Origin of the sequence: Bradyrhizobium sp. HKCCYLRH2060 (assembly GCF_051168135.1) — a bacterium.
Taxonomy (GTDB): domain Bacteria; phylum Pseudomonadota; class Alphaproteobacteria; order Rhizobiales; family Xanthobacteraceae; genus Bradyrhizobium.
This window is the reverse complement of record NZ_JBNPUK010000029.1, coordinates 1-15,802: the sequence shown is the minus strand read 5'-3', so window position 1 is coordinate 15,802 and position 15,802 is coordinate 1. Positions and strand designations below refer to the sequence as shown.

Genomic DNA, 15,802 nt, shown 5'->3' with positions numbered 1-15,802 from the left:
CAGTCGCTCAGGGCTCCACCCGCCGGTAATCGCCTGCCGCGGCTCTACAGGCCACGTCCGGCCCACCCGTACGGAATGAGAGATTTAGTCCTTCACCGGCAAAAGCATACCGGTAGGCGCACCTAAAACGCGGCCCGACCAGGCAAATATTCGCACCGCCATCGGCACACCTCTCGACCGATCCGACTCCGTTGAAAACGGTTGCCGCCCCCGAAAACGAAATGTTCAAATCACCATTTGACAGAAAGCGAATATTGTCTCCGGATCCACTCTTGAGCCAGTTGCCGAGCAACCGACCATCGAGAAGCCCTTGGGTTTGCGCTTGGGCTTGAGGCAGGAAAAAGGCTGCCCAGAGGCCGGCCACCAGAAGCTTCGAAAAGAAATCAATCTTCCATACCCTAACTATCAACATACTATCCCCCTCTGCCCTTATTCCATGCTCAGTCTGGGCCTCGTCAAAACACTGGAAATCCTAATGCAGTGGTTGTAGCCTTGGCAATGCCGCGCATACGGCTTTTTGAGCTTAGTATATTAACCTGAAGGGGAAGCGCAATGCGCTGTTTTTTGGTCGCTCTCGGGTGCTTTCTTGTTTTTGCAACCGCTAACGCTCGGGCGGACGCGCTGGACATTTTCAACGGCGTTTGGGTTTCGGTCAATCCGCCCGGTCCGCACTTCATCTTCAACAAGGTGGGCCTCAACTCTCGTGAAGCCAGCCTCCCTGTCTTAGGACAGGCGGCCATCCGGGTATCAAACGGCGAGAACGGGTCGAACTTCCTGGTCTCCGGCGAGGGTTTTTCGTGTCAATACTTCGTCGGCAAGATCAACAATAGCGAGATGACCTGGGAGCTTAAAGGTGGCTCATCGGTGTGTTTCCCGTCTGCGCATTTCAAGAAAGATCCTCCCTAGCGCGGAGCAGTGAGCGATGCGCGTTCGCGTCTTTCTCGTTGCCGGAGTGACCAGCGTATCATTGGCTTTCTCGGCAAGTGCGCTCGCCGACGATGCCTTGCAAATGTTCGACGGCGTGTGGGTTTCGATCAGTCCGCCTGGACCGCACATCGTCTTCAACAAGATCGGGCAGACACGCGAAGCTAGCTTACCCAATCTCGGTCAGGCCTCCATCACGAGTTCAAGGGGCGAAAGCGGATCAAACTATCAGATCTCTGGCGCTGGGTTTACCTGTTACTACCTCATTCTTACTACGAATGCTCAAGCCAAGATGGTATGGGAGTTGAAGAGTGGCTCAAGCCCTTGCTTCGCAAATGCCGTCTTGGAAAGGGCCGACTCTGAAAATGAGAGGGCCAACTCGAGTGCTCGACCTGCAACGGCTATAGCACCCGCTGCGCTTCAGGCGCCCAACGCCGCTTTAGCACCCAGCCCTGCGCAGCCGAGCCCGCCCTCGGAAGGAGGCCGCAGGTGCGGTTACTACGCGATAGCATATTGCTCCGAAGATCTAAGTGTCGCCCGTGGAGTCAGCGGTGCGCTTCAAGCACAACTCATCGACACAAATGCTCGTAATTACTATCCCAACTTCCGCGCCGGCTGGTACTGTGTTGGAGTCGGCCCGCTGAATAGGGACACAGCCCAGAGCACCGCACAAGGATACAAGCAACGCGGATATCCAACAGCGTACTTTAAAAATAGCTGCTGAATCGCGCCTAACTTGGGTGCCGATCGGTCGGCTTGGGCCGCCCTGACCATCGTCTAGGTATTCCTAATAACACCCGAATACGCTCCATTCGAACTTCAGACCCGAAGGAATGGCTATGGGGAAGCAGCTTGTTTTGTTACTCGCGCTCGCTGCAACCCTTTCGAATTGCAGCGCGACCAGTACCGAGCGGTCCTCTGCTGACCGAACCCCAGAAGCTCAGGGCGCGCAGCCGGAGATCATCTCGCGCGAACAATGGCGAGCGAAATCGGCAAATGGTGGAATGACAGCCCAGACTGTCATTGGTATTATTATACATCACACGGGCGTTCGCAGCAACATCTCGACGAGCATCGAAGCGAAGATGCGCGGCTTGCAGGCATTCTCGCAGTCGCCGGGTCGAGTCTCACCATCAAAGTCAAAACCATCCTGGCCCGATGTACCTTATCATTTCTATATCGACGCAAGGGGCTCAATCGCTGAGGGACGGGATGTAAGGTTCGCCGGTGACACTAATACGGGCTACGATCCTAGAGGGTACATTCAGATTGCTGTCGAGGGTGACTTCGAACATGAAGCGGTACGCCCAGAGCAAAGAGAGGCATTGCGGGGCCTTTTGAAGTGGCTCTTAGTTCGTTGGAATCTTCCAACGTCCAGCGTCACTATCCACAAACTTCATGCCCCTACCGACTGCCCCGGGCGAAACTTGATACCCGAAATTGAAGCTATCCTGAGGGAGATATAGATGGGTTTAATATTTCGCTGGCTGGACTCGACCACGTGAGACCATCATTTCCGTATCCAGCACCGGCCTCACAAGGCTGGGCTATTGTCTGAGTGCGCATTGTCGATTACTTACAATTGCGAGCCTTTGGCGACCACTCGCTAATTGATGGCTGCCGCAGCTCGATGAGCAAGCACCCAAGTCAAGAACCAATTGGAAATCTTTCCGCCAGCACGAAGCTCTCGCGCGTCCGGGTCACGTCGGGCCAGTCGCGATTGAAATCGGCGGTCAGGCGTTTCATCTCGCGCCGCCGATCGCACGCTCCACCGCGGCGATGGCATCGAACTGATACATCGCCTGATGCACCCTGGGATCAGCGAGACTCCACACCCGCCACGCCTTGCGCACGCCGAAGCTCCTGATCGCGTCGGGCAGATGAACGTCGCGATACCAGCGATCGAACGCATCGCGCCGGGCGGGATCAGGCACGGTCGCGCGCACGACGAAGATGGCTGACGGCATCGAGTTTCCTCCGGACCACGTTGGTGTTGTTCCGGAGTCGACCCGCAATCCGCAGCTCAGCGAAACCCCGCGGCCAGGCCGACCACCTGCCCGTCGAGCCCGTTGAAGCCGTGATGGCCGCGCGCCTGACAGGGATCCCCCTCTTCCGCGCCGCCCGACAGCCACTTCGCGCGCGCCCGGCCGCCGGACCATCTGATGAACGGGTCGACGCCTGCCGGCAGCGTGAACTTGCAGGCGTCGCTGGTATGATGGATGACCAGCGTCCGCGGCAAGGCCGAGGGCGAGCCGAGGATCGACATCACGTTCGAGGAGCTCCCCGACTCCGGACTGAGGAAGCCCGAGGTCAGCACCAACGCATCCGGCCGGGCACCGCGCGCGATGCCTTCCGCGGCGCGCAACGTGCCGCGGCTGGTGCCGATCACCGTCACCGGCCGCTTGATCGCGGCCATGTAGTCCACCGCGGCCTTCAGATCGGTGCTGGTGTCCGCGACCATCACGGCGAGCCCGCGCGCGGCATAGGCGTTGCGCGTGCGCACCAGCTGGTTGCCGAGCAGGCCGTGAATGTCGCCGCGCTCGCCGACATGGATGGCGCCGTCACCGCCGGGCAGCAGGATCACGCTGGCGCGCACCGAGGCCGGCCTGATCAGCGCGACGCGGGAGCCGCCGATCGTCACGGTCTCATCGGCGAAGGCTGCTCCGGCTGCGACAGCCGACATCGCAACTGCCAGCCAGATACGTATCCAATTCGCCGGTCTGATCATCGGAGCCTCCCCGCGCGGACTCGCGCTGCCGCGGGAGGCTATCAGAAATCAACGAGGCCCGGAGTGCCTAGGAGTCCGGGCCTCGTCACCTCGCGACCTCGCGCGAGCGAAGCCGGTCGGTATTTGACAATGTCTAGCGTCCGATCACGCCGATCGCATTGAGCTGGCTCAAGACGTCAGTAGCAGCGCGTGATCGTGACGGTGTGATCGCCGCCGCGGCGTCCCGGCACCGTCACGGTCTGCATCGGGCAGCTCGATACGTAGGGGCGATCGGACGGCACGACGTTCGGTGGAAAGCGGTGGGCCCAGTCCCACGGGACGTCGTAGGTATAGGTGTAGCGCACGTCGGCCGATGTGTGCTCGGGGACCTGCTGCGGCACGGGCTCGTCATAACCGCCATAGGCGAAGGCGCCGGCGGCCGGCAGATAGGCGCGAGCGCCGCGATAATGGTGATGACGCAGGCCGGGCCTGATCCCAGGCGCCGGCCGGACGACCTGGCTCGGTCCAACGGGACCGGCAGCCACCGCGGCGCCAGACCGGGCCGATGCGGCCTCGGTCGAGAAGATCAGCGCAGCGGCCGCCGCGCAGACGACGAAAACGCCTGAATTCCGAAATGCCGATGTTCTGTCAGCCATGATACGCGACCCTACTCTTCCGACCCACCCGACAAGGCTAGGCCAGCGGCCCAGTTCCCGCAAACCCATCGTTAAAGGTTAGTTAAGCGACAGGCTTAACGCCAGGGCCCGACCCGGCTCCGGATTGCCGCAATTCCCGCAATGCGACCAGCAACCCAGAGCCGGGCACGAGGCCCCCGGATTGCTTCGTCGCTGCGCTCCTCGCAATGACGATGGGTGCGGCGGGCTCTCATCCCCCGGCCGACGCAGCAGGACGGCGACGGCGCCCGGCGCCCGCGCCGCGTTCTCCGTCATTGCGAGCGAAGCGAAGCAATCCAGGGCCACGCGGCAGCTCGCAATGATTTTGTCGCCGCCGCCCGCGAGGACGACGGCTCGAGCCGATGCCTACAGCGGCAGATTGTCGTGCTTCTTCGCCGGCATCTCCATCTTCTTGTCCCTGAGCATGGCAAGCGCACGGGCAATGCGGCGGCGGGTGGAGTGCGGCATGATGACGTCGTCGATGTAGCCGCGCTCGGCGGCGATGAACGGCGACAGGAAGCGGTCCTCATATTCCTTGGTGCGCGCGGCGATCTTGTCCGGGTCCGCCATGTCGGCGCGGAAGATGATCTCGACGGCGCCCTTGGCGCCCATGACCGCGATCTGCGCCGTCGGCCAAGCGTAGTTCATGTCCGCGCCGATCTCCTTCGAGGCCATGACGTCGAAGGCGCCGCCATAGGCCTTGCGAGTGATCACCGTCACCAGCGGCACCGTGCATTGCGAGTACGCGAACAGAAGCTTGGCGCCGTGCTTGATCAGGCCGCCATATTCCTGCGCGGTGCCCGGCAGGAAGCCCGGAACGTCGACGAAGGTGACGATCGGGATGTTGAAGGCGTCGCAGAAGCGGACGAAGCGCGCCGCCTTGCGCGAGGCATCCGAGTCGAGCACGCCGGCCAGCACCATCGGCTGGTTGGCGACGAAGCCGACCGTGCGGCCCGCGATGCGGCCGAAGCCGGTGACGATGTTCTTGGCGAAGGCGTCCGCGATCTCGAAGAAGTCGCCCTCGTCGACGACCTTCAGGATCAGCTCCTTCATGTCATAGGGCTTGTTCGGATTGTCCGGGATCAGGGTATCGAGCGACATGTCGACGCGCTCGATGTCGTCGAAGCTCGGCCATTCCGGCACGCCGTCGCTGTTGTTGCTCGGCAGGAAGTCGATCAGCCGGCGCATCTGCAGCAGCGTCTCGACGTCGTTGTCGAAGGCGCCGTCGGCAATCGAGGAGCGCGTCGCGTGCACCGAGGCGCCGCCGAGCTCCTCGGCGGTAACGACCTCGTTGGTGACGGTCTTCACGACGTCGGGGCCGGTGACGAACATGTAGCTGGTGTTCTTCACCATGAAGATGAAGTCGGTCATGGCCGGCGAATAGACGTCGCCGCCGGCGCACGGGCCCATGATGACGGAGATCTGCGGGATCACGCCCGAGGCCAGCACATTGCGGCGGAACACGTAGGAATAGCCCGCGAGCGCCGCGACGCCCTCCTGGATGCGGGCGCCGCCGGCATCATAGAGGCCGATGATGGGGCTACGCGCCTTCATCGCCATGTCCTGCAGCTTGGTGATCTTCAGCGCGTGGGTCTCGGACAGCGAGCCGCCGAACACGGTGAAATCCTTGGCGAAGACGAAGGTCTTGCGGCCGTTGACGGTGCCCCAGCCGGTGACGACGCCGTCGCCGGGGACCTTGGTCTTCTCCATGCCGAACTCGGTGGAGCGGTGCTCGACGAACATGTCGAACTCCTCGAACGAGCCCTTGTCGAGCAGCAGCTCGATGCGCTCCCGCGCCGTCAGCTTGCCGCGCGCATGCTGCGCCTCGATGCGCTTCTCGCCGCCACCGAGCTTGGCGCCTTTGCGCCGTTCCTCGAGGGTGTCCAGAATGTCCTTCATGCGCTTCCCGCCCGTTCCCGATGTCGTGACTGTTGGCGGCCTTCTATCACGGCTATTTCGGAGCCGGAAAGCCGCTTTCGGCGATGCCGCCCCTCCTCCCACAGTTCGGAATTGGAAGCAGAATCATGGATATGGCCGCTCGACCGGACCTGGTCACTGAGCCTGCCGGCCCATCGCGTGGCGCCGTCCAGGGCGGCCTGCGCCTGCTGCTGCGGCTCGAAGGGCTGGTGCTGGCGGCCGCCGCGATCGCCTTCTACGCTCACCAAAGCGGCTCGTGGTGGCTGTTCGCGGCCCTGTTCCTGGCGCCCGACGTCAGCTTCGCCGCCTATCTCGGCGGCCCGCGGATCGGCGCCGTGGCCTACAATGCCGTCCACAGCACGCTGGCACCCGCCGCCCTGCTCGCGATCGGGCTGGCGGCCGGACAGCCACTGGTGGTCGAGATCGCCACGATCTGGCTGGCCCATGTCGGCGTCGACCGGCTCGCCGGCTACGGCCTGAAATATGCCGACGGCTTCGGCTTCACCCATCTCGGCCGGATCGGCGGAGTTCGTCGACCCTGACACCGCGGTCCGAGATGCCGGAGTCTCAAAGAGGCCCGCCGCCCCTTGTTTCGCGGCGCACCAGGCTCGGTGTTGTCCACCGCTGTCAGCCAGCGCGCCGCGCACGGCTGTTTGACAGCTCCGCGATCGCTCGTTCTACTTGGTTGCAAAGCCGCGCCACAAGCGGCGAGCCAGGAGGACGGTCATGGAGCGACACATTGTTGCTGCCTCATCGACGCTTGCCATGGACGCTCGTGTTGCCGTCTCGCATCGACCGCGCCGCGCCGTTGGAGGGTCCCGTTGCCGACAGGCGGCGGTGGCCGTGACGATGCTGCTGACAGCCTTGGCCGGTGACTTCGGCAGCAGCGCCAGCGCCCAGGGCTTCACCAAGGATATGCCCGCCCGGGTCGAGATGTATCCGATCCCGTCGCTGACCTTATCCGATCGGCAGTTCCTCTCCGGCGACGACGGCGGCAAGCCGGTGACCGTCGTCGGCGAAATGCGCGTCGCGCAGGCCAGCGGCAGGCTGCCGGTGGTGGTGCTGATGCACGGCTCCGGCGGCGTCGGCGCCAACATCGCGGCGTGGAGCCGCACCTTCAATGCGATGGGGATCTCGACCTTCGCGATCGACGGCTTCACCGGGCGCGGCATCACCGCGACCAGCACCAACCAGGCCCAGCTCGGCCGGCTGAACCTGATCATGGACATCTACCGTGCGCTAGACGTGCTGGCGAAGCATCCGCGCGTCGATCCCGAGCGCATCGTGCTGATGGGCTTTTCACGCGGCGGTCAGGCGGCGCTGTATGCGAGCCTCGAGCGCTTCCACAGGCGCTGGAACAATTCCGGGCTGCAGTTCGCCGCCTATATCCCGTTCTATCCCGACTGCTCGACGACCTATCTCGGCGACACCGACGTCGTGGCGCGGCCGATCCGGATCTTTCACGGCGGGCCGGACGACTACAATCCGGTGCGGACCTGCAAGGCCTATGTCGAGCGGCTGAAGGCAGCGGGCCGCGACGTCGCGCTGACGGAATACGCCGACTCGCCGCACGGCTTCGATCTCGGCCTGCTCGGCGCCAACATGCTCGCCGTCGCGCCGAAGGCGCAGACCGTGCGCAACTGCCGCATCAAGGAGAGCGACGGCGGGATGCTGATCAATGCCGACACGCAGCAGCCCTTCACCTATCAGGACGCCTGCGTCGAGTTCGATCCGCATGTCGGCGGCAATCCGGCCACGGCCGAGGCGGCGCGCCAGGCGGTGACGGATTTCCTGCGCGCACTGTTCAAGCTGTCGTGAGCAAAAATAGAACGATTTGGATCAATTTTTGAGGTGACAGATCGAACGTATCGGGTCTTGCTGCGTTGTCGCTCGCTTTTCGACGATGAAACGGAGCCCGATGATGCGCGCCTCTCGCCTTGCGATCCCCACTTTGCTGACCGCCCTCGCCCTGGGCGGCGCGGCCCATGCGGCCCCGGCCGCGCCGTTCCGGGGGCTGCAGGGCTCCTGGACCGGCGGCGGCGTGATCAGCCTGTCCGACGGCAACCAGGAGCGACTGCGCTGCCGCGCCGCCTATGACGTCGGCGGCGCCGGCGAGCAGCTCCGGCTCAACATCCGCTGCGCCAGCGACAGCTACAACATCGACCTCTCCAGCGACGTCGCCTATCGCGGCGGCGAGATCTCGGGACAATGGAGCGAGTCGAGCCACAACGCATCCGGCACGATCGAGGGCCGCGCCGTCGGCAACCGCATCGAGGCCCAGGCGCGCGGGCAGACGTTTTCCGCCGGGCTGTCGCTGACGACGCAGGGACGCCGGCAGACCGTGTCGATCCGCCCGGCGGGCACGGACATCAGGGGCGTCGACCTGGAGCTGGCGCGGCGGTGACGTACGCTAGGTCGCCACGATATCGTTGCTTCGCGTAGCAACGCGCCGCTCTATCCACGTCGTTGCGAGCGCAGCGAAGCAATCCAGAGTCCCACACACCACACTGGATTGCTTCGCTACGCTCGCAATGACGGTGGTGAGAGCATGCGCGCCTCACGATACGCTCACAACGCGCCGATCTCCTTCAGGCACGCTTGGGTCAACGTCATGCGGGCTTCGACGTGGCGCGGCTCCGGGCAGTCCATGTTGAGCGCGAACACGGTCGGCTGATCCCCCTTGTCGACCCAGCCGACCATCCAGCCGAGTGAGCCCTGCTCCTTGCCGAGCAATCCCGACTTGAAGTGAATGACGGCGTCGCCGACCTTGGTCGTCGGAATGATGTCGCGCGTCAGATCCTGGCTGCGCTTCGACACCGTCAGCGCGCCACGGCGCAGGCGATCGATGAAATCGACCTGCTCCACCGGATCGATGCGAAGCGCGCCGGTGAGCCAGAACTGGTCGATGCCGCCGCCGATGTCGTGATTGCCGTAGTCGAGCTCCTCGAGATATTTTTGCATCCGCTCGGGACCGATGCGGCGCGCGATCTCCTGATAGACCGGCACGGCGGAGACCGCGATCGCGCTGCGCAAGGTATGATCCTTGTTCCAGGCCTCGATCGATCTCGTGACGCCATCCCATTTGAACACGTCCTTGTCGGGATCCTCGACGACGCCCGTCTCCAGCGCGATCAGCGAGTTCGCGATCTTGAAGGTCGAGGCCGGCAGCTTCGCCTCGCCGGAGCGATCTGCATCGCTGGCGATGATGAGATATTCCTCGACCTTGTAGGCCAGGAACGTGCCCTTGGTGCCCTCGTCGGTGAAGCGCTTGGCGAGCTCGCCGCGGATCTCGTTGCGTGGCGGTGCGACATGCGCAAATGCGCGCGCGGGCAACAGGCTGGCGCCGGTCATCAGGGCGAGCGCGTGGCGGCGGCTCATCATGGGCATCGCAAATCTCCGTCGTCGTTCGCCCTCCCTACCACAGGGCGGTGACGACCGACGCATGACGGAGATCACAAATGCGGCGCGCTCAGCGCATCGGCCGCGACAGGTTGAGCACGAACACCAGCACCTCGGCGACGGCCTTGTAGAGCTCCTCCGGGATCTCGTCGCCGAGCTCGACATTGGAGAGCGCGCCGGCCAGCACCTCGTTCTCCTCGATCGGGATGTCGTGCGCCTTCGCGACCTCGATGATCTTGGCGCCGATCGTGCCCTTGCCCTTGGCGACGACGCGCGGCGCGCCCTGGCCCTTGTCGTAGTGCAAGGCGACGGCGAGCTGGGTCTTGTTGGCGGCCTTCACCTCGATGCTCATAGCGCGCGATCCAGGAAATGGCCGGCCCTGGGCGGCATCACGGCCGGCGGCGCGCCGTCCTGCACCACGAGATCGCCCGGCGAGAGCTCGGCACGGCTGAGGGCCTGGCTGAGGTCGGCAAGGCCGGCGCGCAGCCGCGCGGCGGTGACCGGACGCTCGGCCCACATCCGCACGGAGGTGCGCTCGGCGCTGAATGAGATCATCGCATGCACCGGGCCGGCCGGCTCGACGTCGAGCGAGAAGCGCGCCCGCCAGACGCGCTTGGCCGCGTCCGGCGATTGCGTGCCGCCGTCGCGCGCGATCTCGAACTGCGCCATGGCCGTGCCCTGCGGGGTGGCGAAGGGAATCTCGAAGTTCCAGCGCGGCGGCGCCGGGTCGGTGCGCGCGGTCGAGGCGTCCGGGCGATCCGGCAGCGAGGCGACCTGCAGCAGGGTCTGGCGCGACAGCGCCTGGTCGGTCTCGTCGAGCAGCCGGTGCGCGATCGCCGACAGCGGCGTGTCGGGACCGAGCGTCGGCATCGCCACGGCCTGCGGCATCGGTGCAGCCCCGCGGAACGGCGGCGGCGGGGTGTTGGTGCGCACGACCATATCGGCGCGGCCGTTGGCGTTGCGTCCGGGAACGAGGCCCGCGGCGCGCGGAATCTGCTGCTGCGCTTCCTGCAGCACGGCCAGCACCGTGCCGGGCGTGAGCGACTGCGCCTTGGCGCCCGTCAGGGCCTCGATCAGCGCCGAGCCGGTGAAGCCGGCAGACGCGGCGTCGGGCCGCCCCATTCCCGTGGCCCAGGGCTGGGGCGGCAGCTCGATCTCGATGTCGGGCACCAGCGAGGGAGCGCCGCTCTGTTGCTGCGCGGCGGCGGCGCGGCCGGCCTCCGACAGCACCGAGGCATAGGAGCCACCGGGCGACGGCTGCGCCGATGCCGCCATGCCGGGCTCGGCGGTCTGCAGCACCGTCGCCAGCGTCTGGCGCAGCACGATCAGCGCCGCCTTCAGGTCGGGCGTGCCGGTGCCGGTAGTGCCATTGGCGAGCGAGGATTCCAGGAACAGGCCGGATTGCTGCACGGCGGTCTGCACATCCTCCGCGGTCAGCGCCGGCGAGAGCGGCGTCTGCTGCGCCAGCACCTGCGCCACGGCGGCCCGCAAGGCCGGTGGAAGGTTCGGCGAGTCGGCGACGGCCTGGAGATCGGCGAACAATTGGCCCTGGCTGCCCTGACGGGTCGCCGCCTCCTCGCTGGCGATCGACAATGCGAGCCGCTCCAGCCCGGTCAGTGGATCCGGCGGTGGCGGCAGCGCCGGTGCCAGCCGGCCGGTGACGTCGACGACGGTGGCGGCCGGGGTCGGGGTGCCGGTGGTGCCAGTGGCAGCACTGCCGCCCTGCCCGACGATGGCGAGCTGCAGCCCTTGCGCGGTCTGCGACACGGCGACCTGCACGGTCTGGCCGGCCTGCAGCGGCAGCTCGCTCGCGAGCTCCATCGACAGGTTTCCGATCGCGACCTGGACCAGGTTCTCGGCGAGCACCTGCTGCACCCTGGCGCTGACCAGTGCGCCGGCCTGCAGCGTGGTCGCCGCCGCCACCGTGGTTCCGGCCGGCGAGCTGCCGACGCCGCGGACGGCGCTCACGGAAGGCGACGGGGTGACACTCTGGACCATGCGCGTACTCGGGTTACGCGCACAGCCTAGCGGGTGCCCCTAAACCCGGCGTTAACCGGCCTCAGAGCGCGGCGTCGACTGCCCGGAGGATGCGGACGGCGGCCTGGTAGTCGATCTGCTTGGCGGCGCGACGGCTCATCGCCTCCTCGTCGGCGCCCCATTGCGCGACGTTCCAGTCCTCGTCGACATGGGCTGCCGCCCAGACCTGATCGGCGTCGCGCACCCCATGCACCAGCGCCAGCGCCAGCAGCGCCGAGCCGGTCAGTGTGGTGACGACATGCGCGGCCGCCACCGTCCACGGGCCGGTCGGCAGCGCAGCGCGCGCGGCCTGCACCGCAGCCTCCGGCTGGGCCACATGCATGATGCCTTCGGACAGGATGAAATGCGCGCCCAGGCCGTCGCGCGCCCAGTCCAGCACCGGGTCCCAATGCTCGGCCTCGCGCACGACCAGCCCCTCGGGATGACCGGCCCGGTAGAACAGCAGGTCGGACTGGAGATATTTGGCAATGTCCTCGCGCACCGCGTCGGTGCGGTCGACCACCGACTGCACGACGCTGTTGGCGAACCGCGTCAGCGGCATCGTGGCGGGATCGATGTTCTCACCCTGGGCCTGCCACTCGGCGGCGACGGCCTCCGCCAGCTCCCCGGCGGGAACGATGACGACGCGCCCCGACGGCGTGCGGATCGGCCGGCCATCGAGGGTGACGTTGAAGCCGCCCTCGGCCGCGGCGGTCCCGGCCTCCTTGTAGAAGCGCTTGCGCAGCGGCGTCCGCATCGCCTGGCGCGCCGATTCCTGCGGATCGAGCGGCGACCGACCGACGACCTCGTCAAACAGTTCACGCATCAGAATTCCAGCCCTCTCGCGGGATGATCACACGGGATCCGTTGTTTTCGCGGTAGATAAGCCCTGTCCGCCCGAAATGCGAGCTGCCGATGCGTCCGCTGCTCTCCGCCCTCGTCCTGCTCGGCAGCGCCGTTGAGGCCGCCGCCGGCTTCCGCTCGCCGGAATCGCTGGTGCGCAACGTCTATGCGCATTACGGCCGGGGCGCGCCGGAGCTCTCCGCCGGGCTGCCGCGGACGGCCGAGACCGCGCGGCAGTTCTTCGATCCGAGCCTCGCCGGGGCCTGGGCGGCGCCGCGGCGTGAGCCCTACGATTTCCTGGTGCAGAGCCCGCGCTGGAAGCTCGGCCCGGTCGCGATCTCGATCTTGCGCAAGCAGTTCGACAAGACCTATGTGGCGGCCAGCTTCGACAACCAGGGCCACCGCGTCACGCTGAACTTCATCGTCGTGAAGGGACCGGACGGCTGGGTCATCCTCGACGTTGAGACCCCGCACGATTCGCTGCGGTTATTCCTGGAGCAGTTCCGGAAGTGAGCCGCGGCGGGATCGACTCTCCTCGCCTTAGATAGAGGCCCACCTCAGGAGGATAACCATGACTGTGGCCGAGATCATTCGTCGCGCGATCGCGCTGAGTGAGCCGGACGGCGAGATCACGTTCGACGAGCTGAACGACCTTTTCGGTCCGGAACGCCCGCCCGAGGACGTCGAAGACGTGTTCTTGGCGCTTCATGACGCGGGCATTCAGCTCGTTGAGCAGAGGAGCTGAATCTGCCGCTCACTCCTCCGGCGCGTTCTCGATCGGGTCGAAGCGGTCGTGCTCGAGGCCGAGCAGGTTCCACGACTGCAGCATGTGCGGCGGCAGCGGCGCGGTGGCGTCGATGAATCCGCCGCGCGGATGCGGGATGACGATGCGGCGCGCCAGCAGATGCAGCCGGTTCTGCAGGCCGCCGGGCAGCGCCCAGTTCTCGATGTTGAAATATTTGGGATCGCCGACGATGGGATGGCCGATATGGGCCATGTGCGCGCGCAGCTGATGGGTGCGGCCGGTCACCGGTTTCAGCGACACCCAGGCGAGCTTGTTGGCCGAGGCCTCGACCACCGCGTAGTAGGTCACGGCGTGGCTGGCGCCCTCGTCGCCATGGGCGGCGACGCGCATGATGGTGTCGTCCTCGCTCTCCTCCTTGGCAAGATAGGTGGAGATGCGGCCCTGCTTGGGCTTGGGCACGCCCGCCACCAGCGCCCAGTAGATCTTGCGCGCCGAGCGGCTGCGGAAGGCGCCGGTCAGATGCGTGGCAGCGAAGCGGGTCTTGGCGATCAGCAGGCAGCCGGACGTCTCGCGGTCGATGCGGTGCACGAGCCGCGGCTTCTGGCCCTTGGCGTCGCGCATCACCTCCAGCATCTGGTCGATGTGGCGGGTCATGCCGGAGCCGCCCTGCACCGCGAGCCCGGCCGGCTTGTTGAGGACGAGCACGTCGTCGTCCTCGTACAAGGTCATTGCCTTGAGGCTCTCCAGCGTCTTGCGCTCGCCCTCGGTGAGGCCGGCGCGCTCCTTCGGCGCGTCCAGCTTGAGCGGCGGAATACGCACGCTCTGGCCTTCTTCAAGGCGATCCTTGGAGTCGGCGCGCTTGCCGTCGACGCGCAGCTCGCCTTTGCGGACGATGCGCTGGATGTGCGAGAATGACAGGCCGGGAAAGCGCGCCTCGAGGAAGCGGTCGACGCGCATGTTGTTCTCGTCGGCCGTGACCACCACGGTCTGCACCTTCGTCGGCAGCAGCGGCGTCTCCGGCTCGACCTTCTTCGGCGGCGGCGCCGCAGGCCTGGGCTCGGCACGCTCCGAGCTGAACCGCGCGGGCTTGCCGGCACCGGCGCGCTTGGCCGGCGGCCGCTCGCGCGGGGCGAAGCTGTCGCGGCGATCCTCTCCCTCGGCGCGCGGCGCACGGCTGCGCTCGGCCTTGCCGCGCCCGAAATCGCCGCGCGGTGCCGCCTCGCGGTCACCGGCAAAACGGTCGCGCCGCGGCCGCTCGGCATCGGGACGCTTCGCAGACTCACGCTTGGCCGCGGCGCCTGCGCTGCGGGCGGCCTCGGCCTTCGGCCGCTCGCTGCGGCGATCGGTCGGGCGATCGGATCGGGTCTGGGTTCGCTTGATACGGCGGCTCATGGCAGGTTGCGTATCGCAAAAGCCCCTGCCAGTCACGGCGAAATCGCGATAAATCCGCTTGTGAGTCGGCCGCTTGGGCCATCGATACTGATCGGAGCGAATTCGAATGACGCTCACGCGACTGGGCCTGGCGATCCTGGCAGCCACGCTGGCGACGACCGCCACGCAGGCGCAGCAGAGCCCCATGCCCGACGACATCGCCTGGAAGCTGATCGAGATCGGCCGGGTCATCGCCCCGCCGAAGACCGCCGCGATCTACGCGCCGCTGCAGGCCAAGGAACCCTACACCGGCGTCAAGGTGCAGCGCGATGTGAGATACGGCACGGCCGAACGCAATCTGCTCGACGTCTTCACGCCGGATGCCGCGGCCGCGCCCCGGCCGGTGCTGATCTTCGTGCATGGCGGCGCCTTCATCGGCGGCAACAAGCGCACCACGCCGGACGGCCCGTTCTACGACAACATCATGCTGTGGGCGGTGAAGAGCGGCTTCATCGGCGTCAACATCACCTACCGCCTGGCGCCGAAATTCCCCTGGCCTGCCGGCGTCGAGGATGTCGCCAGCGCGGTGCAATGGGTGGCCGCCCACGCCGCCGAGAACGGCGGCGATCCCGCGCGCATCTATCTGATGGGCCATTCGGCCGGCGCGGTGCACGTCGCGACCTATGTGGCGCATCCCGAATTCCACAAGGTCGCCGGCGGCGGCCTTGCGGGCGCGATCATGGCCTCGGGCGTCTACGACCTCACCGCGACGCCGCTTGGCGACCAGGAGATGGCCTATTTCGGCACCGATCCCTCGCGCTTCAAGGAGCGCTCGTCGCTGCAGGGGCTGCAAGCCTCGCCCTTGCCGCTGATGATCGTCTCCGCCGAGCTCGACCCGCCGCGCTTCGTCGAGCAGTTCGATCTGCTCAAGCAGGCCGCCTGCAAGCGACCGTCCGGCTGCGCCCGCGCGGTGATGCTGCCACAGCACAGCCACATGTCGGAGGTGTATGCGATCAACACCGAGGACGACCGGCTGACGCGGGAGATTGCGGAGTTCGTCAAGACGGGGAAGTAGTAGCGCGCTCCCTCCACCGTCATTACCCGCAGCGAAACAATCCAGGGCGTCGCGAGGACTCTGGATTGCTTCGCTGCTGTTTAGCCCGGAGACATAGCTTACACCTGTTCGGGGACATGGTTGACACTTTT

The 15,802-nt window shown here is 66.1% G+C and carries 17 protein-coding genes and 1 pseudogene; 8 read left to right on the top strand and 10 right to left on the bottom strand.

Annotated elements, in window-relative coordinates:
- Positions 1-7 precede the first annotated feature (7 nt).
- Positions 8-412 (bottom strand): hypothetical protein, encoded by a 405-nt coding sequence (locus ACQR10_RS32335; RefSeq protein WP_315805872.1) that lies wholly within the window; start codon positions 410-412, stop codon positions 8-10.
- A gap of 140 nt (positions 413-552) precedes the next feature.
- Between ACQR10_RS32335 and ACQR10_RS32330 the strand changes: the two genes are divergently transcribed.
- On the top strand, positions 553-906 hold the full coding sequence (locus ACQR10_RS32330) for a hypothetical protein (RefSeq protein WP_315805873.1): 354 nt from the start codon (positions 553-555) through the stop codon (positions 904-906).
- A gap of 851 nt (positions 907-1,757) precedes the next feature.
- Positions 1,758-2,390, top strand: a complete 633-nt coding sequence (locus tag ACQR10_RS32325) for a peptidoglycan recognition protein family protein (RefSeq protein WP_434864318.1) — start codon at positions 1,758-1,760, stop codon at positions 2,388-2,390.
- 181 nt (positions 2,391-2,571) lie between these two features.
- On the opposite strand, the pseudogene ACQR10_RS32320 reads toward ACQR10_RS32325, so the two are convergent.
- From ACQR10_RS32320 to ACQR10_RS32305, 4 genes and pseudogenes are all read right to left on the bottom strand, one after another.
- Positions 2,572-2,891, bottom strand: a pseudogene (locus tag ACQR10_RS32320) (hypothetical protein).
- 56 nt (positions 2,892-2,947) lie between these two features.
- Positions 2,948-3,607 carry an alpha/beta hydrolase gene (locus tag ACQR10_RS32315; RefSeq protein ID WP_316216122.1) on the bottom strand — a complete coding sequence of 220 codons (660 nt, stop codon included), beginning with the start codon at positions 3,605-3,607 and terminating at the stop codon, positions 2,948-2,950.
- A gap of 221 nt (positions 3,608-3,828) precedes the next feature.
- Positions 3,829-4,287, bottom strand: coding sequence for a hypothetical protein (locus ACQR10_RS32310; protein WP_316216057.1), 459 nt, complete (start codon positions 4,285-4,287; stop codon positions 3,829-3,831).
- A gap of 384 nt (positions 4,288-4,671) precedes the next feature.
- The gene (locus tag ACQR10_RS32305) at positions 4,672-6,204 is read right to left on the bottom strand and encodes an acyl-CoA carboxylase subunit beta (protein ID WP_315800948.1); all 1,533 of its coding nucleotides are present in this window, start codon (positions 6,202-6,204) and stop codon (positions 4,672-4,674) included.
- Between the two features lie 125 nt (positions 6,205-6,329).
- Between ACQR10_RS32305 and ACQR10_RS32300 the strand changes: the two genes are divergently transcribed.
- The 3 genes from ACQR10_RS32300 to ACQR10_RS32290 all read left to right on the top strand — a co-directional run bounded on the left by ACQR10_RS32300 (position 6,330) and on the right by ACQR10_RS32290 (position 8,626).
- The gene (locus ACQR10_RS32300; RefSeq protein WP_316216055.1) at positions 6,330-6,764 is read left to right on the top strand and encodes a DUF4260 domain-containing protein; all 435 of its coding nucleotides are present in this window, start codon (positions 6,330-6,332) and stop codon (positions 6,762-6,764) included.
- 307 nt (positions 6,765-7,071) lie between these two features.
- The gene (locus ACQR10_RS32295; protein WP_316216054.1) at positions 7,072-8,040 is read left to right on the top strand and encodes a dienelactone hydrolase family protein; all 969 of its coding nucleotides are present in this window, start codon (positions 7,072-7,074) and stop codon (positions 8,038-8,040) included.
- 100 nt (positions 8,041-8,140) lie between these two features.
- The gene (locus ACQR10_RS32290) at positions 8,141-8,626 is read left to right on the top strand and encodes a hypothetical protein (RefSeq protein WP_316216053.1); all 486 of its coding nucleotides are present in this window, start codon (positions 8,141-8,143) and stop codon (positions 8,624-8,626) included.
- 164 nt (positions 8,627-8,790) lie between these two features.
- On the opposite strand, the gene blaOXA is transcribed toward ACQR10_RS32290, so the two are convergent.
- The 4 genes from blaOXA to ACQR10_RS32270 all read right to left on the bottom strand — a co-directional run bounded on the left by blaOXA (position 8,791) and on the right by ACQR10_RS32270 (position 12,463).
- The gene (blaOXA, locus tag ACQR10_RS32285) at positions 8,791-9,609 is read right to left on the bottom strand and encodes an OXA-1091 family oxacillin-hydrolyzing class D beta-lactamase (RefSeq protein ID WP_316216052.1); all 819 of its coding nucleotides are present in this window, start codon (positions 9,607-9,609) and stop codon (positions 8,791-8,793) included.
- A gap of 82 nt (positions 9,610-9,691) precedes the next feature.
- Positions 9,692-9,973, bottom strand: coding sequence for an EscU/YscU/HrcU family type III secretion system export apparatus switch protein (locus tag ACQR10_RS32280; protein ID WP_315714536.1), 282 nt, complete (start codon positions 9,971-9,973; stop codon positions 9,692-9,694).
- The gene (locus tag ACQR10_RS32275) at positions 9,970-11,619 is read right to left on the bottom strand and encodes a flagellar hook-length control protein FliK (RefSeq protein ID WP_316216051.1); all 1,650 of its coding nucleotides are present in this window, start codon (positions 11,617-11,619) and stop codon (positions 9,970-9,972) included. Before ACQR10_RS32275 ends, ACQR10_RS32280 begins: the two co-directional genes overlap by 4 nt.
- A 61-nt stretch (positions 11,620-11,680) precedes the next feature.
- Entirely contained in the window at positions 11,681-12,463 is a 783-nt protein-coding gene (locus tag ACQR10_RS32270) for an ATP12 family chaperone protein (protein WP_316216050.1), read from the bottom strand.
- 89 nt (positions 12,464-12,552) lie between these two features.
- Between ACQR10_RS32270 and ACQR10_RS32265 the strand changes: the two genes are divergently transcribed.
- Together ACQR10_RS32265 and ACQR10_RS32260 are read left to right on the top strand one after the other, a co-directional pair.
- On the top strand, positions 12,553-12,993 hold the full coding sequence (locus ACQR10_RS32265; protein WP_316216049.1) for a hypothetical protein: 441 nt from the start codon (positions 12,553-12,555) through the stop codon (positions 12,991-12,993).
- 58 nt (positions 12,994-13,051) lie between these two features.
- Positions 13,052-13,225 (top strand): RNA polymerase sigma factor region1.1 domain-containing protein, encoded by a 174-nt coding sequence (locus tag ACQR10_RS32260; protein ID WP_316177133.1) that lies wholly within the window; start codon positions 13,052-13,054, stop codon positions 13,223-13,225.
- Positions 13,226-13,234: 9 nt separating this feature from the next.
- On the opposite strand, the gene ACQR10_RS32255 is transcribed toward ACQR10_RS32260, so the two are convergent.
- On the bottom strand, positions 13,235-14,617 hold the full coding sequence (locus tag ACQR10_RS32255; RefSeq protein ID WP_316216048.1) for an RluA family pseudouridine synthase: 1,383 nt from the start codon (positions 14,615-14,617) through the stop codon (positions 13,235-13,237).
- A 106-nt stretch (positions 14,618-14,723) separates the two neighbouring features.
- Between ACQR10_RS32255 and ACQR10_RS32250 the strand changes: the two genes are divergently transcribed.
- A complete protein-coding gene (locus tag ACQR10_RS32250) occupies positions 14,724-15,671 on the top strand; it encodes an alpha/beta hydrolase (RefSeq protein ID WP_316216047.1) in 948 nt (315 codons plus the stop codon).
- Positions 15,672-15,802 lie beyond the last annotated feature (131 nt).